The 17,418-nt window shown below is 56.5% G+C and carries 19 protein-coding genes; 13 read left to right on the plus strand and 6 right to left on the minus strand.

The annotated features are described in order from the left end of the window. The first annotated feature begins 189 nt into the window (after positions 1–189). From BMY44_RS07740 to aat, 8 genes are all read left to right on the plus strand, one after another. Positions 190–1,221, plus strand: a complete 1,032-nt coding sequence (locus BMY44_RS07740) for a branched-chain amino acid ABC transporter permease (protein WP_089994674.1) — start codon at positions 190–192, stop codon at positions 1,219–1,221. Between the two features lie 3 nt (positions 1,222–1,224). Next, positions 1,225–2,409 (plus strand): branched-chain amino acid ABC transporter permease, encoded by a 1,185-nt coding sequence (locus tag BMY44_RS07745; protein ID WP_089992390.1) that lies wholly within the window; start codon positions 1,225–1,227, stop codon positions 2,407–2,409. 12 nt (positions 2,410–2,421) lie between these two features. After that, positions 2,422–3,180, plus strand: a complete 759-nt coding sequence (locus BMY44_RS07750; RefSeq protein ID WP_089992393.1) for an ABC transporter ATP-binding protein — start codon at positions 2,422–2,424, stop codon at positions 3,178–3,180. 18 nt (positions 3,181–3,198) lie between these two features. After that, positions 3,199–3,957: an ABC transporter ATP-binding protein gene (locus BMY44_RS07755; RefSeq protein WP_089992396.1), complete on the plus strand. Its 759-nt coding sequence runs from the start codon at positions 3,199–3,201 to the stop codon at positions 3,955–3,957. Between the two features lie 110 nt (positions 3,958–4,067). Then, positions 4,068–4,388 (plus strand): hypothetical protein, encoded by a 321-nt coding sequence (locus BMY44_RS07760; RefSeq protein ID WP_089992398.1) that lies wholly within the window; start codon positions 4,068–4,070, stop codon positions 4,386–4,388. A gap of 114 nt (positions 4,389–4,502) precedes the next feature. Next, positions 4,503–5,009, plus strand: coding sequence for an acetyl-CoA carboxylase biotin carboxyl carrier protein (gene accB, locus BMY44_RS07765; RefSeq protein ID WP_089992401.1), 507 nt, complete (start codon positions 4,503–4,505; stop codon positions 5,007–5,009). Between the two features lie 10 nt (positions 5,010–5,019). Then, on the plus strand, positions 5,020–6,366 hold the full coding sequence (accC, locus tag BMY44_RS07770) for an acetyl-CoA carboxylase biotin carboxylase subunit (protein ID WP_089992404.1): 1,347 nt from the start codon (positions 5,020–5,022) through the stop codon (positions 6,364–6,366). Further along, positions 6,366–7,016, plus strand: a complete 651-nt coding sequence (aat, locus tag BMY44_RS07775) for a leucyl/phenylalanyl-tRNA--protein transferase (protein ID WP_089992408.1) — start codon at positions 6,366–6,368, stop codon at positions 7,014–7,016. Before accC ends, aat begins: the two co-directional genes overlap by 1 nt. Here aat and BMY44_RS07780 read toward each other — a convergent pair. From BMY44_RS07780 to BMY44_RS07790, 3 genes are read right to left on the minus strand one after another with little or no spacing between them, the layout of a single operon-like run. Then, positions 6,980–7,336, minus strand: a complete 357-nt coding sequence (locus BMY44_RS07780; RefSeq protein ID WP_165611834.1) for a DUF2155 domain-containing protein — start codon at positions 7,334–7,336, stop codon at positions 6,980–6,982. The genes aat and BMY44_RS07780 overlap by 37 nt on opposite strands. Next, positions 7,329–7,784: an outer membrane lipid asymmetry maintenance protein MlaD gene (gene mlaD / locus BMY44_RS07785; RefSeq protein ID WP_089992415.1), complete on the minus strand. Its 456-nt coding sequence runs from the start codon at positions 7,782–7,784 to the stop codon at positions 7,329–7,331. Before mlaD ends, BMY44_RS07780 begins: the two co-directional genes overlap by 8 nt. Next, the gene (locus BMY44_RS07790) at positions 7,784–8,167 is read right to left on the minus strand and encodes an NADH:ubiquinone oxidoreductase subunit NDUFA12 (protein ID WP_089992418.1); all 384 of its coding nucleotides are present in this window, start codon (positions 8,165–8,167) and stop codon (positions 7,784–7,786) included. Before BMY44_RS07790 ends, mlaD begins: the two co-directional genes overlap by 1 nt. Positions 8,168–8,302: 135 nt before the next feature. Between BMY44_RS07790 and BMY44_RS07795 the strand changes: the two genes are divergently transcribed. Continuing rightward, complete coding sequence (locus BMY44_RS07795; RefSeq protein WP_131801588.1) at positions 8,303–8,680, plus strand: hypothetical protein; 378 nt, start codon at positions 8,303–8,305, stop codon at positions 8,678–8,680. Here the strand turns inward: BMY44_RS07795 and BMY44_RS07800 are convergent. From BMY44_RS07800 to BMY44_RS07810, 3 genes are all read right to left on the minus strand, one after another. Further along, positions 8,677–9,036 (minus strand): RidA family protein, encoded by a 360-nt coding sequence (locus BMY44_RS07800; RefSeq protein WP_089992423.1) that lies wholly within the window; start codon positions 9,034–9,036, stop codon positions 8,677–8,679. The two genes, BMY44_RS07795 and BMY44_RS07800, sit on opposite strands and share 4 nt — an antisense overlap. Beyond that, positions 9,037–10,302: an ATP-dependent Clp protease ATP-binding subunit ClpX gene (gene clpX / locus BMY44_RS07805; RefSeq protein WP_089992427.1), complete on the minus strand. Its 1,266-nt coding sequence runs from the start codon at positions 10,300–10,302 to the stop codon at positions 9,037–9,039. It lies immediately after the preceding gene. Between the two features lie 104 nt (positions 10,303–10,406). Further along, positions 10,407–11,027 carry an ATP-dependent Clp protease proteolytic subunit gene (locus BMY44_RS07810; protein ID WP_089994677.1) on the minus strand — a complete coding sequence of 207 codons (621 nt, stop codon included), beginning with the start codon at positions 11,025–11,027 and terminating at the stop codon, positions 10,407–10,409. Positions 11,028–11,203: 176 nt separating this feature from the next. Here BMY44_RS07810 and BMY44_RS07815 point away from each other — a divergent pair, with 176 nt between their 5' ends. The 4 genes from BMY44_RS07815 to BMY44_RS07830 all read left to right on the plus strand — a co-directional run bounded on the left by BMY44_RS07815 (position 11,204) and on the right by BMY44_RS07830 (position 17,356). Further along, positions 11,204–11,527: an ArsR/SmtB family transcription factor gene (locus BMY44_RS07815; RefSeq protein ID WP_089992428.1), complete on the plus strand. Its 324-nt coding sequence runs from the start codon at positions 11,204–11,206 to the stop codon at positions 11,525–11,527. Continuing rightward, on the plus strand, positions 11,524–11,937 hold the full coding sequence (locus BMY44_RS07820) for an SRPBCC domain-containing protein (RefSeq protein ID WP_089992430.1): 414 nt from the start codon (positions 11,524–11,526) through the stop codon (positions 11,935–11,937). Before BMY44_RS07815 ends, BMY44_RS07820 begins: the two co-directional genes overlap by 4 nt. Before the next feature lie 31 nt (positions 11,938–11,968). After that, the gene (locus tag BMY44_RS07825; protein ID WP_089992432.1) at positions 11,969–13,144 is read left to right on the plus strand and encodes an FAD-binding domain-containing protein; all 1,176 of its coding nucleotides are present in this window, start codon (positions 11,969–11,971) and stop codon (positions 13,142–13,144) included. Positions 13,145–13,360: 216 nt separating this feature from the next. Next, positions 13,361–17,356 carry a Hint domain-containing protein gene (locus BMY44_RS07830; protein ID WP_089992435.1) on the plus strand — a complete coding sequence of 1,332 codons (3,996 nt, stop codon included), beginning with the start codon at positions 13,361–13,363 and terminating at the stop codon, positions 17,354–17,356. Positions 17,357–17,418 lie beyond the last annotated feature (62 nt).

Here is a 17,418-nt window from a genome sequence, read left to right on the forward strand (position 1 = left end):
AGCATGCCGGGCCAGATTGGTCCAATTCGCCAGACAAAACTTCAAACAACTGTTGAGGGGGTCATCATGTCCCAAGATGCTTCAGCCGCAGCGTCCAATGAACGTATGCGCCAACTGCTGATGAACGCCGCAATCATCTGCATTGGTATTCTCGCGATTGTGGCGCTCATGGCATGGATTAACGTGACCCTGCCCCAAGCGATCGTGCAGACCCTTGACGGTCTGTCCAAAGGTGCCGCCTACGCGCTCATCGCGCTGGGCCTCACGCTTATCTTCGGTACCCTCGGCGTGGTTAACTTCGCGCACGGGGCCTTGTTCATGATCGGTGCCTTCTGCGCCGTGGCCTTCCAGAAACTGCTGGCGGTCAGCACCATTGCGATCGACGAAACGCAAACAGACTTCTTGGGAAATCCGCTCAAGGTCGAAACGCCATACGTGATCAGCTGGTTTGGTGAGAATGTCGGGAACGGCATCATCAACTGGTCCGTTCCGATTGCGATCGTCCTCGTCATTCCCGTCATGCTTTTTGTTGGCTGGGTCATGGAACGCGGCCTGATCAAGCATTTCTACAAGCGCCCGCACGCGGACCAGATTTTGGTGACCTTCGGTCTTGCTATCGTTCTGGGTGAAGTAGTGCGTTACTTCTTCGGTGCCAACCCGATCCAGACCCCTGCCCCCGAACACCTGCGCACATCATGGGACCTTGGTGTGGGGTTCGGCTTTCAGGCAAACGAAGTTATCTATCCAAAGTGGCGTTTGATCTACTTCTTCTTTTCTGCAGCCGTCATCTGCGGCGTCTTCGCCTTCCTGCAGTTCACAACCTTCGGTATGGTCGTTCGCGCCGGTATGGCAGACCGTGAAACTGTCGGCATGCTGGGGATCAACATCGATAAGCGCTTTACAATCATGTTTGGCATCGCGGCGGCGGTGGCTGGCATGGCAGGCGTCATGTACGCACCGATCCTGTCACCCTACTACACTTTGGGCATGGATTTCCTTGTGCTGTCATTCGTGGTGGTCGTCGTCGGCGGTATGGGATCACTGCCAGGCGCGGTTTTGTCAGGCTTCCTGCTCGGGATCCTGCAATCCTATGCAGCGATGACGCAAGTCAAGGACATCATCCCCGGAATCGACCAGGTCATCATCTACCTTGTCGCTATCATCATTCTACTAACCCGTCCGCGTGGCCTTATGGGTCGCAAGGGCGTGATGGAGGACTAAGCCATGATCGGACTGGACCGCAAAGATACCCGCCTGCTCCTTATCGTGATCGCGATGACGATGCTTGCACCCTTCCTTCTCAATCCGTTTCCTACGGGCAGTGGTCTTGCACAATTCAATGCAGGCTATGCCGACCTGATGCAGCGTTTCGTGATCTACGGAATCTTCGCGATCGGGTTCAACATCCTGTTTGGCCTGACCGGCTACCTTTCATTCGGTCACGCGGCCTTTTTGGGTGTGGGATCATACTCGGCGGTGTGGATGTTCAAATTGCTTGACTACAACGTCCTGTGGGCCATCCCGGTCGCCGTGATTGTTGCGGGCATCTTCTCGGTGTTCATCGGGTATGTGTCGCTGCGACGGTCAGGGATCTACTTCTCGATCCTGACGCTCGCCTTCGCGCAGATGTCCTATAACCTTGCTTATTCGGTGTTCACGCCAATCACGAACGGTGAGACCGGCTTGCAGGTGTACAACAACGACCCGCAGATCCTGTTGGGCGCGAACGAACCGCGCGTGCCACATATCTTTGGCCTCGAAATGCGCGCGACGTATGAAATGAGTGTCGGCGCATGGGATTTCTCATTCCCGGTCGGATATTACTTTGCGGCTGTCATCATGCTGCTGTCATTCTACCTGTCGATCCGCATCTTCCGCTCGCCTTTCGGAATGATGCTGCGGGCGATCAAATCCAACCAGACCCGGATGAGCTACACCGGTTTGAACACCAAACCGTACATGCTCGCAGCTTTCGTGATTTCCGGGATGTATGCCGGGCTTGCTGGTGGCCTTCTTGCCGCAATGGACCCGCTGACCGGGGCCGAACGCATGCAGTGGACCGCATCGGGCGAGGTCGTTTTGATGGTGATCCTTGGCGGCGTTGGCACGTTGCTTGGCCCGGTTCTGGGTGCAGGCATCATCAAGTACGCCGAAAAGATCTTCTCAAAGATCAATGAGAATATCCTACACGGCTGGTTTGAATGGATGCCGGACTGGCTTGAAAACCCGATTGTCTGGATTTTTGCCCGCTTTGTCGGCGAAGGATGGCACCTGACCCTCGGTCTGCTGTTCATGCTGGTGATTATCTTCCTGCCCGGCGGTGTCGTCGAAGGTGGACAACGGATTGGACGTCTGTTCGGTCGCAAGAAATCCAAAGACGCCAGTGGCGCAACCACACCTGCGGAATAAGGAGAAACGATCATGGGAATCCTTGAAGTCAAAGGCGTCAACAAGCGCTTTGGTGGTTTGCAGGCACTTGGCAACGTGAACCTCAGCGTTGCCGAGAACACAGTGCACGCGATCATCGGACCGAACGGTGCCGGAAAATCGACACTGCTGAACGTGCTTGTGGGGAAACTGATCCCCGACAGCGGTTCGGTCATGTTCAACGGCACATCCGTTCTCGGGCGTGCGCCACATGAAATCAACCAGATGGGAATCAGCCGGGTGTTTCAGACGCCCGAGATTTTCAGCGACCTCACGGTCATGGAAAACGTGATGATCCCCTGTTTTGCCAAAAGGGATGGTGCGTTTCGTATGCACGCCATCGAAGGGATGATGCACGAAGCCGACATCATCGAGCAGGCAGAAACGATCTTGGAAGATGTCAACATGCTGGACAAGCGCAACATGACAGCAGCGGCGATGTCGCGCGGTGACAAGCGGCGTCTGGAAATGGCGATGTGCCTTGTTCAGGAACCAAAACTGTTGCTGCTGGACGAACCCACAGCCGGTATGGCGCGGGCCGACACAAACAACACGATCGACCTTCTGAAAGAGATCAAGGAAAAGCGCGATATCACGATGGCGATCATCGAACATGATATGCACGTTGTCTTCTCTCTGGCAGAGCGGATCACGGTTTTGGCCCAAGGCACCCCGCTGGTCGAAGAAACGCCTGAAAACATCAAAGGCCATCCCAAGGTGCGCGAAGCCTACCTTGGCGAAGCCCAGGTCTAGAACATAGAGGAATCCAACATGTCAGTGACCGAACAACAATTCGATACGCGCCTCAACAATGCTGCAACGACACCCGCCTTCCTGAGTGTCTGGCAGATCGAAGGCTACTATGGCGAAAGCTATATCGTTCAGAACGTCAGCTTCAATATTCACGAAGGCGAAATACTTGCCCTCTTGGGTCGTAACGGGGCTGGCAAAACATCTACGCTGCGCACGATCGCGCGCCTTGACAGCCCCGAACTGCGGCATGGCGAGATCTGGTTGGATCACAAGCCACTGCACGAAATGAAAAGCTATCAGGCTGCGGGTGAGGGTATTGCACTTGTTCCCGAAGACCGGCGGATCATCGCGGGTCTGACCGTCGAGGAAAATCTGCAGCTTGCACAGATTGCGCCACCCAAGGGCTGGTCGCTTGAGCGGATTTATGAACTCTTTCCCCGCTTGGGTGAGCGTCGCAAGCAAGAAGGTGTAACACTTTCAGGTGGTGAACAGCAGATGCTCGCAATCGCCAGGGCCCTCGCCCGCGACATCAAGGTGCTATTGCTAGACGAGCCCTATGAAGGTCTCGCCCCCGTCATCGTGCAGGAAATTGCCAAGACTCTCGAAATTATCCGCGATCAGGGCATCACGACCGTGATCGTCGAACAGAACGCCGTGGCAGCCCTCAAACTTGCCGACCGCGCGGTCATTCTGGACACGGGCACAGTCGTCTTCGACGGCTCTGCCAAAGAAGTGCTGGAAGACGAAGCACTGCGCTCGAAGTACCTCGCTATCTAACAAATCCTGAGAATTAACCAACGGCTCCGATTATTCGGGGCCGTTAGTTTTGTTTTAAGCATCTGGCGCAAGACTGGGACCTTATAAGCACCGAACTAAAGGAGGTTCCAATGCAGTCCGATGTCACGCTTGTTGGGGGCACAACGCCTCCGACCAACCATACCCAACCGCCGTCTGCGCAATCACTGGCTGCGCGCGTCACGACAAAGCCGCCGCCTGCTATGGCCGTTGCGCAGACAATGCCGCGTCCGTCCGAAACCAGCCAAACAGCCGCCGTGACCGAAGCCAAGATCGCACTGTCCGCCCAAGATGCACCAACCGCGCTATCCCAAGGCGAACGTGTGCTCAAACCGTATGGGGTAACAATGCTGCCGGAACCACCGGCAGAAGGTGAACAACCTGATGCGGAAACGCCTCCCGAAACGGCGTAATCGAAATTCACGACTCTGGCTTTCCACCTGCCCGCGCTTGTCATATAACCGGCGGGAACGACCGTGACGTAGCGTCGCGGGCGGATAAAGACTCGGGCAAGGGGCCAGCAGGACATGAGCAACAAAACCACCCACGACAGCGATGTCGACTTCATCCAGGCGCTTGCAGAACTGCTGCGCGCCAACGATTTGACAGAGCTGCAGGTCAAGCGTGACTACGGCGAAAACGACAGCCTGAACGTGCGTGTGAGCCGCCATACACAGGCGGTTGTGCAAACTTCCGTCCCAGCCCCAATGCCCGTTGCACCAGCAGCAAACGCTGCGTCGTCCGGGCCCGCCACATCAATCCCTGTTTCAGCACAAAATAGCGATGATCCTGCAAACCACCCGGGTGCAGTGACATCACCAATGGTGGGCACGGTCTATATGGCCGCTGAACCCGGTGGTGCACCGTTCGCAACCGTGGGACAGCAGGTGAAAGAAGGCGACACGCTTCTGATCATCGAAGCGATGAAGACGATGAACCACATCCCAGCCCCGCGCGCTGGCACGATCAAGCGGATCCTCGTCGAAGACGCAGGCCCTGTAGAGTTCGGTGCCCCATTGATGATCATCGAATAGGGGCACAGCCATGTTCGATAAAATCCTGATTGCAAACCGCGGCGAAATCGCGCTGCGCGTCGTGCGCGCCTGCCGCGAGATGGGCATCCAGTCTGTTGCTGTCCATTCGACAGCAGATAGCGACGCCATGCATGTGCGGATGGCCGATGAGGCGATCTGCATTGGCCCACCGCCCTCAGCCAACAGCTATCTCAGCTTTCCGGCTATTATCTCTGCCTGTGAAATCTCCGGCGCGCAGGCAATTCATCCGGGCTACGGATTCCTTTCGGAAAATGCCAGTTTCGTGCAGGTGGTCGAAGACCATGATCTGACGTTTATTGGCCCGACAGCAGAACACATCCGGATCATGGGGGACAAGATCACCGCGAAGGACACGATGAAAGCGCTTGGCGTGCCCTGCGTGCCCGGTTCTGACGGCGGTGTCCCTTCTGTCGCAGAAGCCAAACGGATCGGGGAAGAAATCGGATATCCCGTTATCATCAAGGCAACTGCCGGCGGTGGTGGGCGCGGCATGAAGGTCGCCCAGACTGCTGCTGACATGGAAAAAGCGTTTTTGTCCGCTCGCCAAGAAGGCAAAGCCGCGTTCGGAAACGACGAAGTCTACATCGAGAAATACCTGACGACGCCGCGCCACATCGAAATTCAGGTGTTTGGCGACGGCAAAGGCAATGCCATCCACCTTGGTGAGCGGGACTGCTCGCTCCAACGTCGCCATCAGAAAGTGTTCGAGGAAGCCCCCGGCCCCTGCATCACACCTGAACTGCGCGCCAAGATCGGCAAGGTCTGTGCGGATGCTGTTGCAAAGATCAACTATATCGGCGCCGGCACAATCGAATTCCTGTTCGAAAACGATGAATTCTACTTCATCGAAATGAATACTCGCTTACAGGTCGAACATCCTGTGACCGAAGGCATTTTCGGTGTCGACCTCGTCCGCGAGCAGATCCGCGTCGCAGCCGGATTGCCGATGTCGTTCACGCAAGACGACCTAAAAATCAACGGGCACAGCATCGAAGTGCGCATCAACGCCGAGAAGCTGCCGAACTTTGCACCCTGCCCCGGCACCATCACCCAATATCATGCACCGGGTGGTCTGGGTGTGCGCATGGACTCGGCGCTTTACGACGGCTATCGCATTCCGCCCTACTACGACAGTCTGATCGGCAAATTGATCGTCCACGGTCGCGACCGCCCAGAAGCTTTGGCCAGACTGGCTCGCGCATTGGGAGAATTGATCGTTGACGGTGTCGATACGACGATTCCACTGTTCCACGCCCTTCTGGCAGAACCGGCGGTGCAGTCCGGTGATTACAATATCCACTGGCTCGAACACTGGCTGGAAACCAACCTGAACTGATGCGCGACGACACCCCCCCCCTGACACCAGAGCTTTTACTGCAAGCTTACAGGTCGGGTGTATTTCCCATGTCAGAGTCGCGCGATGATCCGGACGTATTCTGGGTGCGCCCCCGTCTGCGCGGCGTGCTGCCGTTGGACGGGTTCCACATTTCCAGAAGTCTTGCAAAGTCCATGCGGCGGGGCGATTTCGTGTTGACCATGGACGCTGCGTTTACAGACGTGGTCAAAGGTTGCGCTGCGCGTGACGAGACGTGGATCAACGACGCGATATTCGATCTGTATGTGGCGCTTCACTTGCGCGGTGATGCGCATTCGATCGAAGTCTGGCAAGCAGACCGATTGGTCGGCGGTGTTTACGGCGTTGCAATTGGCGGTGCATTCTTTGGTGAAAGCATGTTTTCGACCGTCACGAACGCGTCAAAGGTTGCGCTCGCCTACTTGACGGATCACTTACGCGAAAGCGGGTTCACCCTTTTTGACACACAGTTCCTGACGGATCACCTCGCCAGCCTTGGCGCGCTCGAGATTCCGCGCCAGCAATATGAGAATGCCCTCGCCCACGCTTTGGCCCAGCCCATTCGCTTTCAGGTTCCGCAAGTCTTTCCGTCAGCTCAGGACGTCATACAACGCAGCGCCCAGACGTCATAACGCGGATGGTCCATCGCGTTCAGCGCAGGTGCAGACGCAATCATCCAGCCACTGAATATGGGCTCAGGATTGTCGCGATAGGTCACGGTAAGCTCGGCGAAAGCATCACCAGACGGGTTCGACGTCGGATAGCGGCAGTCGATCAGCTTCACCTCAAGTGAACCGACACGACCGGACTCCCCGCGGGTCAGCGAAAGATCAGTAATGATGCCCGTGACTTTATCAAGCACGCGCAATTCGCCGCCCGGACCACTTGTCGCTTGCTGCGCAGCAGCGGCTGTTGACGCGCAGAACATGAATGCAATCAGGATGTTACGCATCATCTTCACCTTCGCCGGTTACGAATTTCAGCAAGAGCGAAATCAAACTGACGGCACCTTGCGTATCTTCAATTTCAGCACCTGCACTAAAATTGCCAAGCGATCCGCCCGGCACGATCTCAACGAAGTTTCCACCAAGTAAACCTTCTGACGCGATCACGGCGGCGCTGTCGTCGGGAATCACGATGCCTTCAAGAAGGGATAGGGTCACATCACCACGGAACGTGTCCGGGTTCAGGTCGATTCTGGAAACCGTCCCGATCTTGACACCGGCAAGGCGGATATCCGTTCCCGCGCTTATCCCTTCGACAGATCGAAAACTGGCTGTAAGGTCGTACGTGCGACCCATTCCGCCAACACCGGCAACTTGTGTCACATAGAACAGGAACCCAAGTGTCGCTGCCAAAACGACAGCGCCGACAGCTACCTCTGCGCTGTTTTCGCGCATTATTCGGGGCTCCATGCCTCGTAATCGGCACGCGGGGCAGGATCAACGCGGCGCAGCGAACCGGCAGGCGCATAGGCCAACGCCGTGCCTGTCAGGTTTTCCTGATGCGGCTTTTCCCAAGGCTTGTGCTTGAGATCAGACTCAGTGGGTGGCTCTTCCCACGTGCGGTGCAGCCAGCCATGCCACTCGGGCGCGACTTTAGAGGCTTCAGCCTCTCCATTGTAGATGACCCAGCGACGGCTATCGTCTGCGTTGCGATAGAATACATTGCCTTGCGCATCTTCGCCGACTTTGTGGCCTTTGCGCCAAGTCCACAGCATGGTGCCGTAGGTCTGGCCATTCCACCATGTAAAGAACCGGTTGATGCTGTTCATAAGGCCCATGGGGTGCTCCGATAAGGTTCGCTCACTCATGCCTCAAATCCTCCGAAAGGTCCAGATGCAACGGGTCAGGATAACCATCCTTTGAGAAAGCGGGCGATGGATTTAGAATGGCGGCATTAAGACGGAGAATTTCAAATGATGAAAAGCTTAATGTGCATCAGTCTTTTGCTTTTGCCAGCCAGCCTGACCGCCCAAACAGACGGTCGTATCAGCGGCACAATCGACGGTATCGCTATCGACGCTGAGGTCGCATGTGATGTCGGCATTTGGTCAGAAGTGCAAACACGTGATGCAGGCGACGGACAGGAAGACACCGACGGGGATGGGTTTGCCATGAAACTATCCGGCGGTGGCGGTACGATGACCTTCGGCATGTTTGCCAATGACATCGGTTTTCAGGGCGGATTTATTGGAAACTTTGACGGAAACCAGCTTGTAATTGATCAGCCTTATCACGTCTTGTTGACAGGGGTCCGGATGCCGCTCGATCTGGTGGTCGACTGCGCAGATTAGGGTGCCAGTGCAGTGACCTCGATCTCGATCAGGTCGTCTGGCGTGATCAGGTTGCACTCGATCATGGTTGCGGCTGGCGGGTTATCGCCGAATGCCTCCCGCAGAACCGGCCAGCAGTCCTGAAAGGTCGCACGATCGGGCAGCATGTAGGTCACACGTACCACGTCGGCAAAACTTGCCCCGGCTTCTTCAAGGGCCGAGGCGATGATGCGCAGCGCGTCTTTGCATTGTGCGACGACGGTATCGCCCTTGCCGCAGGTGCCGGCTACATGGATGAAGCCGCCCGCGACAACGGCGCGGCAATAGCCGATTTTAGGTTCATATTCGCCGCCTGAACCGATGCGTCGGATTGCCATTTAGCTGGCAGTCGCCGCTTCTTTTTTCTTGGCGTCGTCGTGGATCATAAGCGGCTGTGCGTCCGAGAAGACGGCTTCTTCATTCACGACGACCTCTGTGACCGTGTCCATACCAGGCAGGTCAAACATCGTATCAAGAAGGATGTCTTCCATGATCGACCGCAGACCACGTGCGCCGGTCTTCCGCTCGATCGCCCGCTTTGCAATGGCTGTTAGCGCGTCTTCGGTGAAGGTCAGCTTGGTACTCTCCAATTCGAACAAGCGCTGGTATTGCTTGACCAAAGCGTTCTTGGGTTGTGTAAGGATCGTGACCAACGCGTCTTCGTCCAGGTCTTCCAACGTTGCGATTACTGGCAGACGACCAACGAATTCCGGTATCAGACCGAACTTCAGCAGATCTTCGGGTTCAAGGTCGGTAAAGACCTCGCCCACGCCGCGTTCGTCCACATCCTTCACGTCAGCGCCAAAGCCCATGCTGGACCCCTTGCCACGCTGCGAAATGATCTTGTCCAGCCCAGCAAAGGCCCCACCACAGATGAACAGAATGTTCGTTGTATCCACTTGCAGGAATTCCTGCTGTGGATGCTTGCGCCCACCCTGCGGCGGTACCGAAGCGACCGTGCCTTCCATGATCTTGAGCAAGGCCTGCTGCACCCCCTCGCCCGACACGTCGCGGGTAATAGAGGGGTTGTCAGACTTGCGTGTGATCTTGTCGACTTCATCGATGTAGACGATGCCGCGCTGTGCGCGTTCGACATTGTACTCCGAGGCCTGCAATAGCTTCAGGATGATGTTTTCGACATCCTCGCCCACGTAACCGGCTTCGGTCAGCGTTGTTGCATCGGCCATGGTAAATGGTACATCAAGAATACGCGCCAATGTCTGCGCCAGTAGCGTTTTACCGCAGCCTGTCGGACCAATCAGCATGATGTTGGACTTCGCCAGTTCGATGTCGGATTTCTCGGCATGATTCAAGCGCTTGTAGTGGTTGTGAACCGCCACGGACAGCACGCGCTTGGCATGCATCTGGCCGATAACATAGTCATCCAGAACCTGACAAATCTCTGTCGGCGTCGGCACACCCTCGCCTGCCTTCAGGCCAGCGGATTTCGTTTCCTCGCGAATAATATCCATGCACAGTTCGACGCATTCGTCGCAAATGAACACGGTCGGACCCGCGATCAGTTTGCGCACCTCATGCTGGCTCTTGCCGCAGAAACTACAGTAAAGCGTGTTTTTGCTGTCGTTGCCGGATGAATTTGCCATAAACGCGATCCTCGACCCAAGGGCCTCTAAATGTATCTGCCCCAAGACTAGGACAGGCGGTCGGCGTCCACAATGTCAAAATTGACTTGTGAACGCAGTGTTTCTTAGTCGTCGGTTTTGTCGCGGTTTGTCACGATTTCGTCGATCAGACCCCAGTTTTTTGCTTCATCAGGCGACATGAAATTGTCACGCTCCAGCGCAGATTCGACCTTCTTCAGGGTCTGGCCTGTGTGCTTGACGTAGATTTCGTTCAGGCGCTGCTTAAGCTTCTGCGTTTCCTGCGCGTGAATCATAATGTCAGTCGCCTGACCCTGATAGCCCCCGGACGGTTGATGAACCATGACCCGTGAGTTCGGCAGCGAAAAGCGCATTCCGGTTTCACCAGCCGTCAGCAAGAGCGATCCCATGGACGCCGCCTGCCCGATGACCAGCGTGCTGACCTTGGGCTTGATGTACTGCATCGTGTCATAGATCGACAGGCCGGACGTCACTACGCCGCCGGGCGAGTTGATGTACATGCTGATCTCTTTCTTGGGGTTTTCGGCCTCAAGGTGCAGAAGCTGGGCAACGACCAACTGGCTCATGCCGTCATGGACGGGGCCATTCAGAAAAATGATCCGCTCTTTCAGCAGGCGGCTGAAGATATCATATGCGCGTTCACCGCGTGACGTCTGTTCGACGACCATCGGCACAAGGTTCATGTAGGTTTCGACGGGGTCTTGCATATCGGATGCCTCAAATTGGGGGACGCGCACGTCCAAACTTCTTTTGTCCTGAGCACGAGTCTTAGTGGTGCAAGTCAGGGGCTTCAAGGGCGGCTCTGCGCGTGAATGGTTAACAATCCATGAACCACACCTGCAAATCCATTGACAGCTATGTTAGCTATCACTTACGGTAAGTCATGACTTACGAACATGCAATAGCAGCCTTGGCCGATCCGTCCCGACGCACGATTGTTGAGGTTCTGCGTAACGGCCCCTTGCCCGTGGTACAGATCGCATCTGGATTACCGATCAGCCGACCTGCCGTTAGCCAGCATCTGAAAGTGCTTTCCGACGCAGGTCTGCTTGAAGTCAAAGTAATGGGAAATCGCCGGATTTATCAACTTGCACCGACTGGCATTGATCACTTGAGGGCCTATTTAGATAGCCTGTGGGACGATGCTCTGGCCGCATTAAAGCGCGAAGCCGAAGCGATAGCACAGCAACAGAAAGGCAATGAATGACACCTGTCCTGATTACCAAAACCATCCTTGTTCCACTGACCCCATCCGACGCCTTTGTGCTGTTCACCGATGGTATGGGGAAATGGTGGCCACATGCACATGGCAACCTTCACATGGAGCCGCGCAAAGGCGGCAAGATCAAGGATGGCACCAAAGACATCGGGACCATCATCGCCTTTGATCCAGACGGCTTTCTGGCCTTTTCATGGTCACCGGATGATGCCGATGAAACGATTGTCACCGTCGTATTCTCCGCCTCGTCGGACGGGTGCCGCGTCGATCTGACCCATGGGTCAGAAGTCATCCTTGGGGATGTGACAGATGCTGTCAGCACCAGCTACCTGCGTGGCTTTGACCTTATTCTGGGCAGCTATTGCATCTGCGCCAACCGTGTCTTCGTCGTCGCTTGATTTAGTCACGGGCTGATTTACGTCGCCCCACATGTCAGAATTTCAACCAACCCGTGACGCTGGCCTCTCACGCCTGCAGGACTTCTTGCCGCAAGCCGGTTTCAATTACACAAAGAAACGGAACTTCGATCTGCCGGGCCATGCCGAGGTGTCGCGCCTGTCCCCCTATCTGCGCCACCGTATCATCACCGAGGAAGAAGTGCTCAAGGCGGTCCTGAAGCAGCATTCTGCAAATCAGGCCGAAAAGTTCATCGCAGAAGTCTGCTGGCGCACCTATTGGAAAGGCGTCTTGCAATTGCGCCCATCGCTTTGGACGATGTATCAGGCGGACCTGAACGCCGCATGGAACCTTGTTCAGACGAACGGCGGCTTACGTGCAGACTGGGAAGCGGCATGCAAAGGCGAAACGGGCATCGCCTGTTTTGATCACTGGGCGCACGAACTGGCAGAGACCGGTTATCTGCACAACCACGCGCGGATGTGGTTTGCTTCAATCTGGATCTTCACGTTGCGGCTTCCTTGGGTACTCGGAGCGGACTTCTTTCTGCGACATTTGCTGGACGGCGATCCGGCATCGAATACGCTGTCATGGCGCTGGGTTGGTGGTCTTCAGACGAAGGGAAAGACCTATCTTGCCCGCCCGGACAATATCGAAAAATATACTGGCGGTCGATTCAAGCCAGAAGGGCTGGCAGACGTCGCTGTCCCGCTAGATGGGCCTGAATTGCCACCGACCGGACCCGTCCCAACTGGCGATGTGATACCAACGAACGGGAAAATTGGAACACTGGTAACAGACGAAGACTTGTCTGCGGACCCTGCCTTCGCCAACGCGGATTGCTGCGCGATCCTTCGGCCACAAACCCGGTTCGGGCCGCTGCAAACGGCATCGCACGTCGTGACCTTCAAGGGCGCATGTCTCGATGACTTCGCCGACCGCTGTGATGTACCAATCACCCACGTTAATGATGTCGACGGCATCCTTTCTTGGGCGGCAGATGCAGGGCTTGATTGTGTCGTAATGTGGATTGCACCCACCGGCCCGACAGCGGATAAATTGCGCGACTTGAGGAGCCGATTGGCCGAAAATGGCATGTCGCTCAGCGTGCAAATACGGCCCTATGACAACCTTGCATGGCCGCGGGCGACACATGGTTTCTTTCGCTTCAAGGACGTGATCCCGAAACTTCTGGCTGGGGTAAGTTAGGGGCAAAATTCCCCCCTAACTATGGCAGAAAGCGGGCATTTTGCGCGCATTCCCCCTGATTGTCTGCGTTTTGGACACAATTGAATCGCACCGAACACAATATTGCCCGGTGCTGTTCCTACTCATGCCCACCCTTCTTGGCATCTCTTGCTGGATGAATACCGGGAAACTTGTGCGTGCTGGCGCTCGTTTTCCGCGAGGAAGAGTAGGAAGACTATGCAGGGTTATCTGGTTCGTCTGGGAAACGACCGTTTGGGGTCTGGCGATGTGATCGTCGGGCCGACGATCGGTTTCAACGAACAGTCAGTCATCGGTACAGGCTCCTGGACCTGGACCGGGGTCTGGCAAAACGGCACAACTTACTCGAACATCAACGACACCGGCACGTACTATCTTGGCACGGATGGAAACGTATATTTCGTGCCAACCACCTGGCAGGTCGACGACGTCATCAGCGCGTCGGCCACAATCGCCCCCAGTTCAGACTTCCGTGAATTTGGGACCAGCGGGAACAACACCAACATCGTGGCAGGGGCCGAAGACGATGTGATGTATGGCGGTTCCAGTACCAGCACGACTGGAACCGGCAATGATACGATGCATGGTGGTGCCGGAAACGACACCATCTTTTCCGGTGACGGAAATGACCGTGTCATCGGCAGCGGCGGCGACGACAGCATATCGGGCGGTGCCGGCAATGATGTGATCTATGGCGACAATGCCACGACAGTAACATCCCAGTCTGAATCGTTGAACTGGTCCGCACAAGGCGCTGACGGTACGAACCTTGCCGCCGGTTTCACGCAAGACACCGGCACGATGAACGTGACAGTCAACTTCAACGCGGACGGGTCCGGCAGCGGCGACAAGGAAGTCGCGACGCGCCAGCAATATACCGAGAACGGCGAACCTTTCGACAGCAACTCTGCGCTCTTCCTGCAGGGTGACGGTGGCCCCAACACGACAGTCTCGATCATCTTCAACGCCGAAAGCGGCACAGGGATGACGGATGAAGTCAGTAATGTGGCTTTCCGCCTCAACGACGTCGATGTCAACGCGATCCAGTGGGTCGATGTCGTCACGATCAACGCCTACGACATTGACGGCAATCCAGTCACTGTCGTGATGACGGCAGAAGGCGACGATCAGGTCAACGGACAGACCGTCACCGGACAAGGGTCTGGCGTTGATAATCCGGACCTCGCAAACGGCTCTGTCTATGTCGAAATCGCCGGTCCGGTGCACAGCATCGAAATTATCTATTCCAACAGCGTGGCCAACGGGAACCAGTTTCTCTGGATCACTGACGTCCATTTCGACACAGTCGTGGATCCCGACGGCGCGGACAGCATTTCCGGCGGTGCGGGAAACGACCTGATCTACGGCGGTGGCGATGCCGACACCATCGACGGTGATGGCGGCCTCGATACGATATATGGCGGCGACGGAGCCGACACGATCAATGGTGGTGCACAGACGGATACCGTGTTCGGTGGCGCTGGCGACGATGTCATAGACGGCGGCGCAGATGCTGACTCCCTTTTCGGAGATTCCGGCAACGATACGCTTACCGGCTCGACCGGAAATGACACGCTTTATGGTGGTGCCGGAAACGACGCGCTGCTGGGCGGTGATAATGACGACTCGCTTTTCGGCGGTTCAGGTGATGATAGCATCACTGGTGGGTCCGGTCGCGACACGGCCTTTGGCGACAGCGGCAATGACAATGTCTCGCTTGGCGACGGCGACGACGTCTTCGGCAATTTCACCGGCGAATCCGGGAACGACACCATCGCCGGTGGGAGCGGCAATGACACGCTGAACGGCGGTGAAGGCGACGACACGGTTTATGGTGGGGCCGATGATGACCTCATCATCGGAGCCAGCGGCGACGATACGCTTTACGGCGGCACCGGCGACGACCAGTTCAACATCAGCGACAACCACAATCAAGACCAGATCATCGGTGGCGAAGATGGCGACAACGGCGACATCGACAGCGTCAACTTCGGTAATTCGACCAGCACGCAAGGCGTCAACGTTACCTACACCGGGTTTGAACAGGGGACCTATGATTATGCCGGAACGACCGGCACCGGCAGCTTTAGCGAGATCGAGCGGATCGAAACGACAGACTTCGGCGATACAGTCGACGCATCGGGATCAACCTCTGGTGTGACTGTCGCGACCGGTGATGGCGATGACAGCATCATCGGCAGCGCTGGTGCTGACGACATCGACGCGGGTGCCGGTGCGGACACGATTGAAGGCGGTCAGGGCGACGATAACATCGACCTTGGCATTGCGGATGGCAATCCTGACCTGCTGGTCTTCTCGGACGGTGACGGTTCCGATATCGTCACAAACTTTGACGCTCCGATCGACAACAACGATGGCACGTTTACGGGCATCGACACGCTTGATGTTTCCGCACTCAACGACCTGAACAACAATCCGGTCAACACCAATGATGTGACCGTAAGCGGTCCGGTCGGCGGCCCCGTTGTCCTGACATTCCCCAATGGTGAGAGCATCACGCTCCAAGGGATCACACCGGCACAGCTGGCAAGCCCTTTCGCGCTGAACGCCATTGGCATCCCCCTGCCCGACGGCACGGTAAGCGGCACCTCAGGCGCAGATATAATCGACGGGTCCTACCTTGGTGACCCGGACGGTGACATCGTCGATAACGATGACGCCATCCTGCTCGGCGATACGGGGAACGACGACCTGATCGAAGCATATGGCGGCAATGACTCTGTCCTAGCCGGCACCGGAAATGACGAAGTCTATGGCGGCTCCGGGAATGATGCCATCGACGGCGGCGTCGGCGACGACACGATATTTGGCGAATCCGGTGACGATACGGCCGTCGTATCTGCAGACTTTGGCGATGACACCTACATCGGCGGCGAAACCGGTGAAACAACCGGTGACACGCTGGATGCAACTGCCCTGACAAATGACACGACCGTCACTTTCACCGGCAACGAGGCCGGGACGCTGACTCAGGGTGCGAACGCGGTCAGCTTTACCGAAGTTGAACGGGTCGAAACCGGATCTGGTGATGACAGCATCTTCGGCGGTGCAGGCAACGATAGCGTCAACACCGGTGCGGGCGATGATACCTTTGTCGTAACGAACGGCTTTGGCACCGACACTTATGACGCAGTCGAAGGCGGTGAAACAATCGGTGACACGCTGGACGGCTCTGCGCTGACCGGCGACGTCACGGTGAATATGACCGGTGTAGAAGCCGGGACACTGACCGACGCTGGCGACAGCGTCACGTTCACGGACGTCGAAAACATCTTCACCGGTTCTGGCGACGACACGATCACAGGGGGTGTCGGTGCCATCACCGTCGACACTGGCGCGGGCGATGACACGATCTCTATCGCTGACGGCGACAGCGCAACCGCGGGCGCAGGCGACGATCTCTTCATCCTCGAAGATCTGGCCGAAACCAGCAACGGCACCATCACTATCGACGGCGGCAGCGAAAACAGCACCGCAGGTGATGTCCTGCGTCTTGGTGAACTGGCAGACCTCAACACGCTCAATGCCACTGACGACGGCACTGGAAGTCTCACAGGTTCGGTCACGCTGAAAGACGGAACGCTTCTTACGTTCACCGACATCGAAACGATCATCTGCTTCACACCGGGCACGTTGATTGCAACACCGCAAGGCGCACGCGACATTGCGACGCTGAAAGTCGGCGACAGTGTGATCACCCGCGATCACGGCATCCAGCCTATCCGCTGGATCCAAAGCCGGACAGTCCCGGCACTCGACCGCTTTGCACCAATCCGCATCCGCCCAGGCGTGATGACCGGCCAGGAACAGGATCTGCTGGTGTCGCCGCAGCACCGCATGCTGTTCCAGGGCTACCGTGCAGAGCTTCTGTTCGGCGAAACGGAAGTTCTTGTATCGGCCAAGCATCTTGTGGACGGCATTGACGTCATTGAAGAAACCGGCGGTTTTGTGACCTACATCCACATGATGTTCGACCAGCACGAGATCGTGTACGCGAACGGCGCTGCTTCCGAAAGCTTCCACCCTGGTTCGGTCGGCCTCACTGCTGTCAGTGATGAAGCCCGCGAAGAACTTTTCGCGCTGTTCCCGGCACTGCGCAGCGATCCCAACCAATACGGTCAGACAGCCCGGCGCTGCCTGAAAAAACACGAAACCAAATTGCTCAACACATGATTTTCGCGCCGCTCCTTTTTGGGGGCGGTGCTTGCGACCCGCTGAATAAAGAGAGTTAGACA

The sequence above is a fragment of the Cognatiyoonia koreensis genome (genome assembly GCF_900109295.1).
Lineage (GTDB): Bacteria > Pseudomonadota > Alphaproteobacteria > Rhodobacterales > Rhodobacteraceae > Cognatiyoonia > Cognatiyoonia koreensis.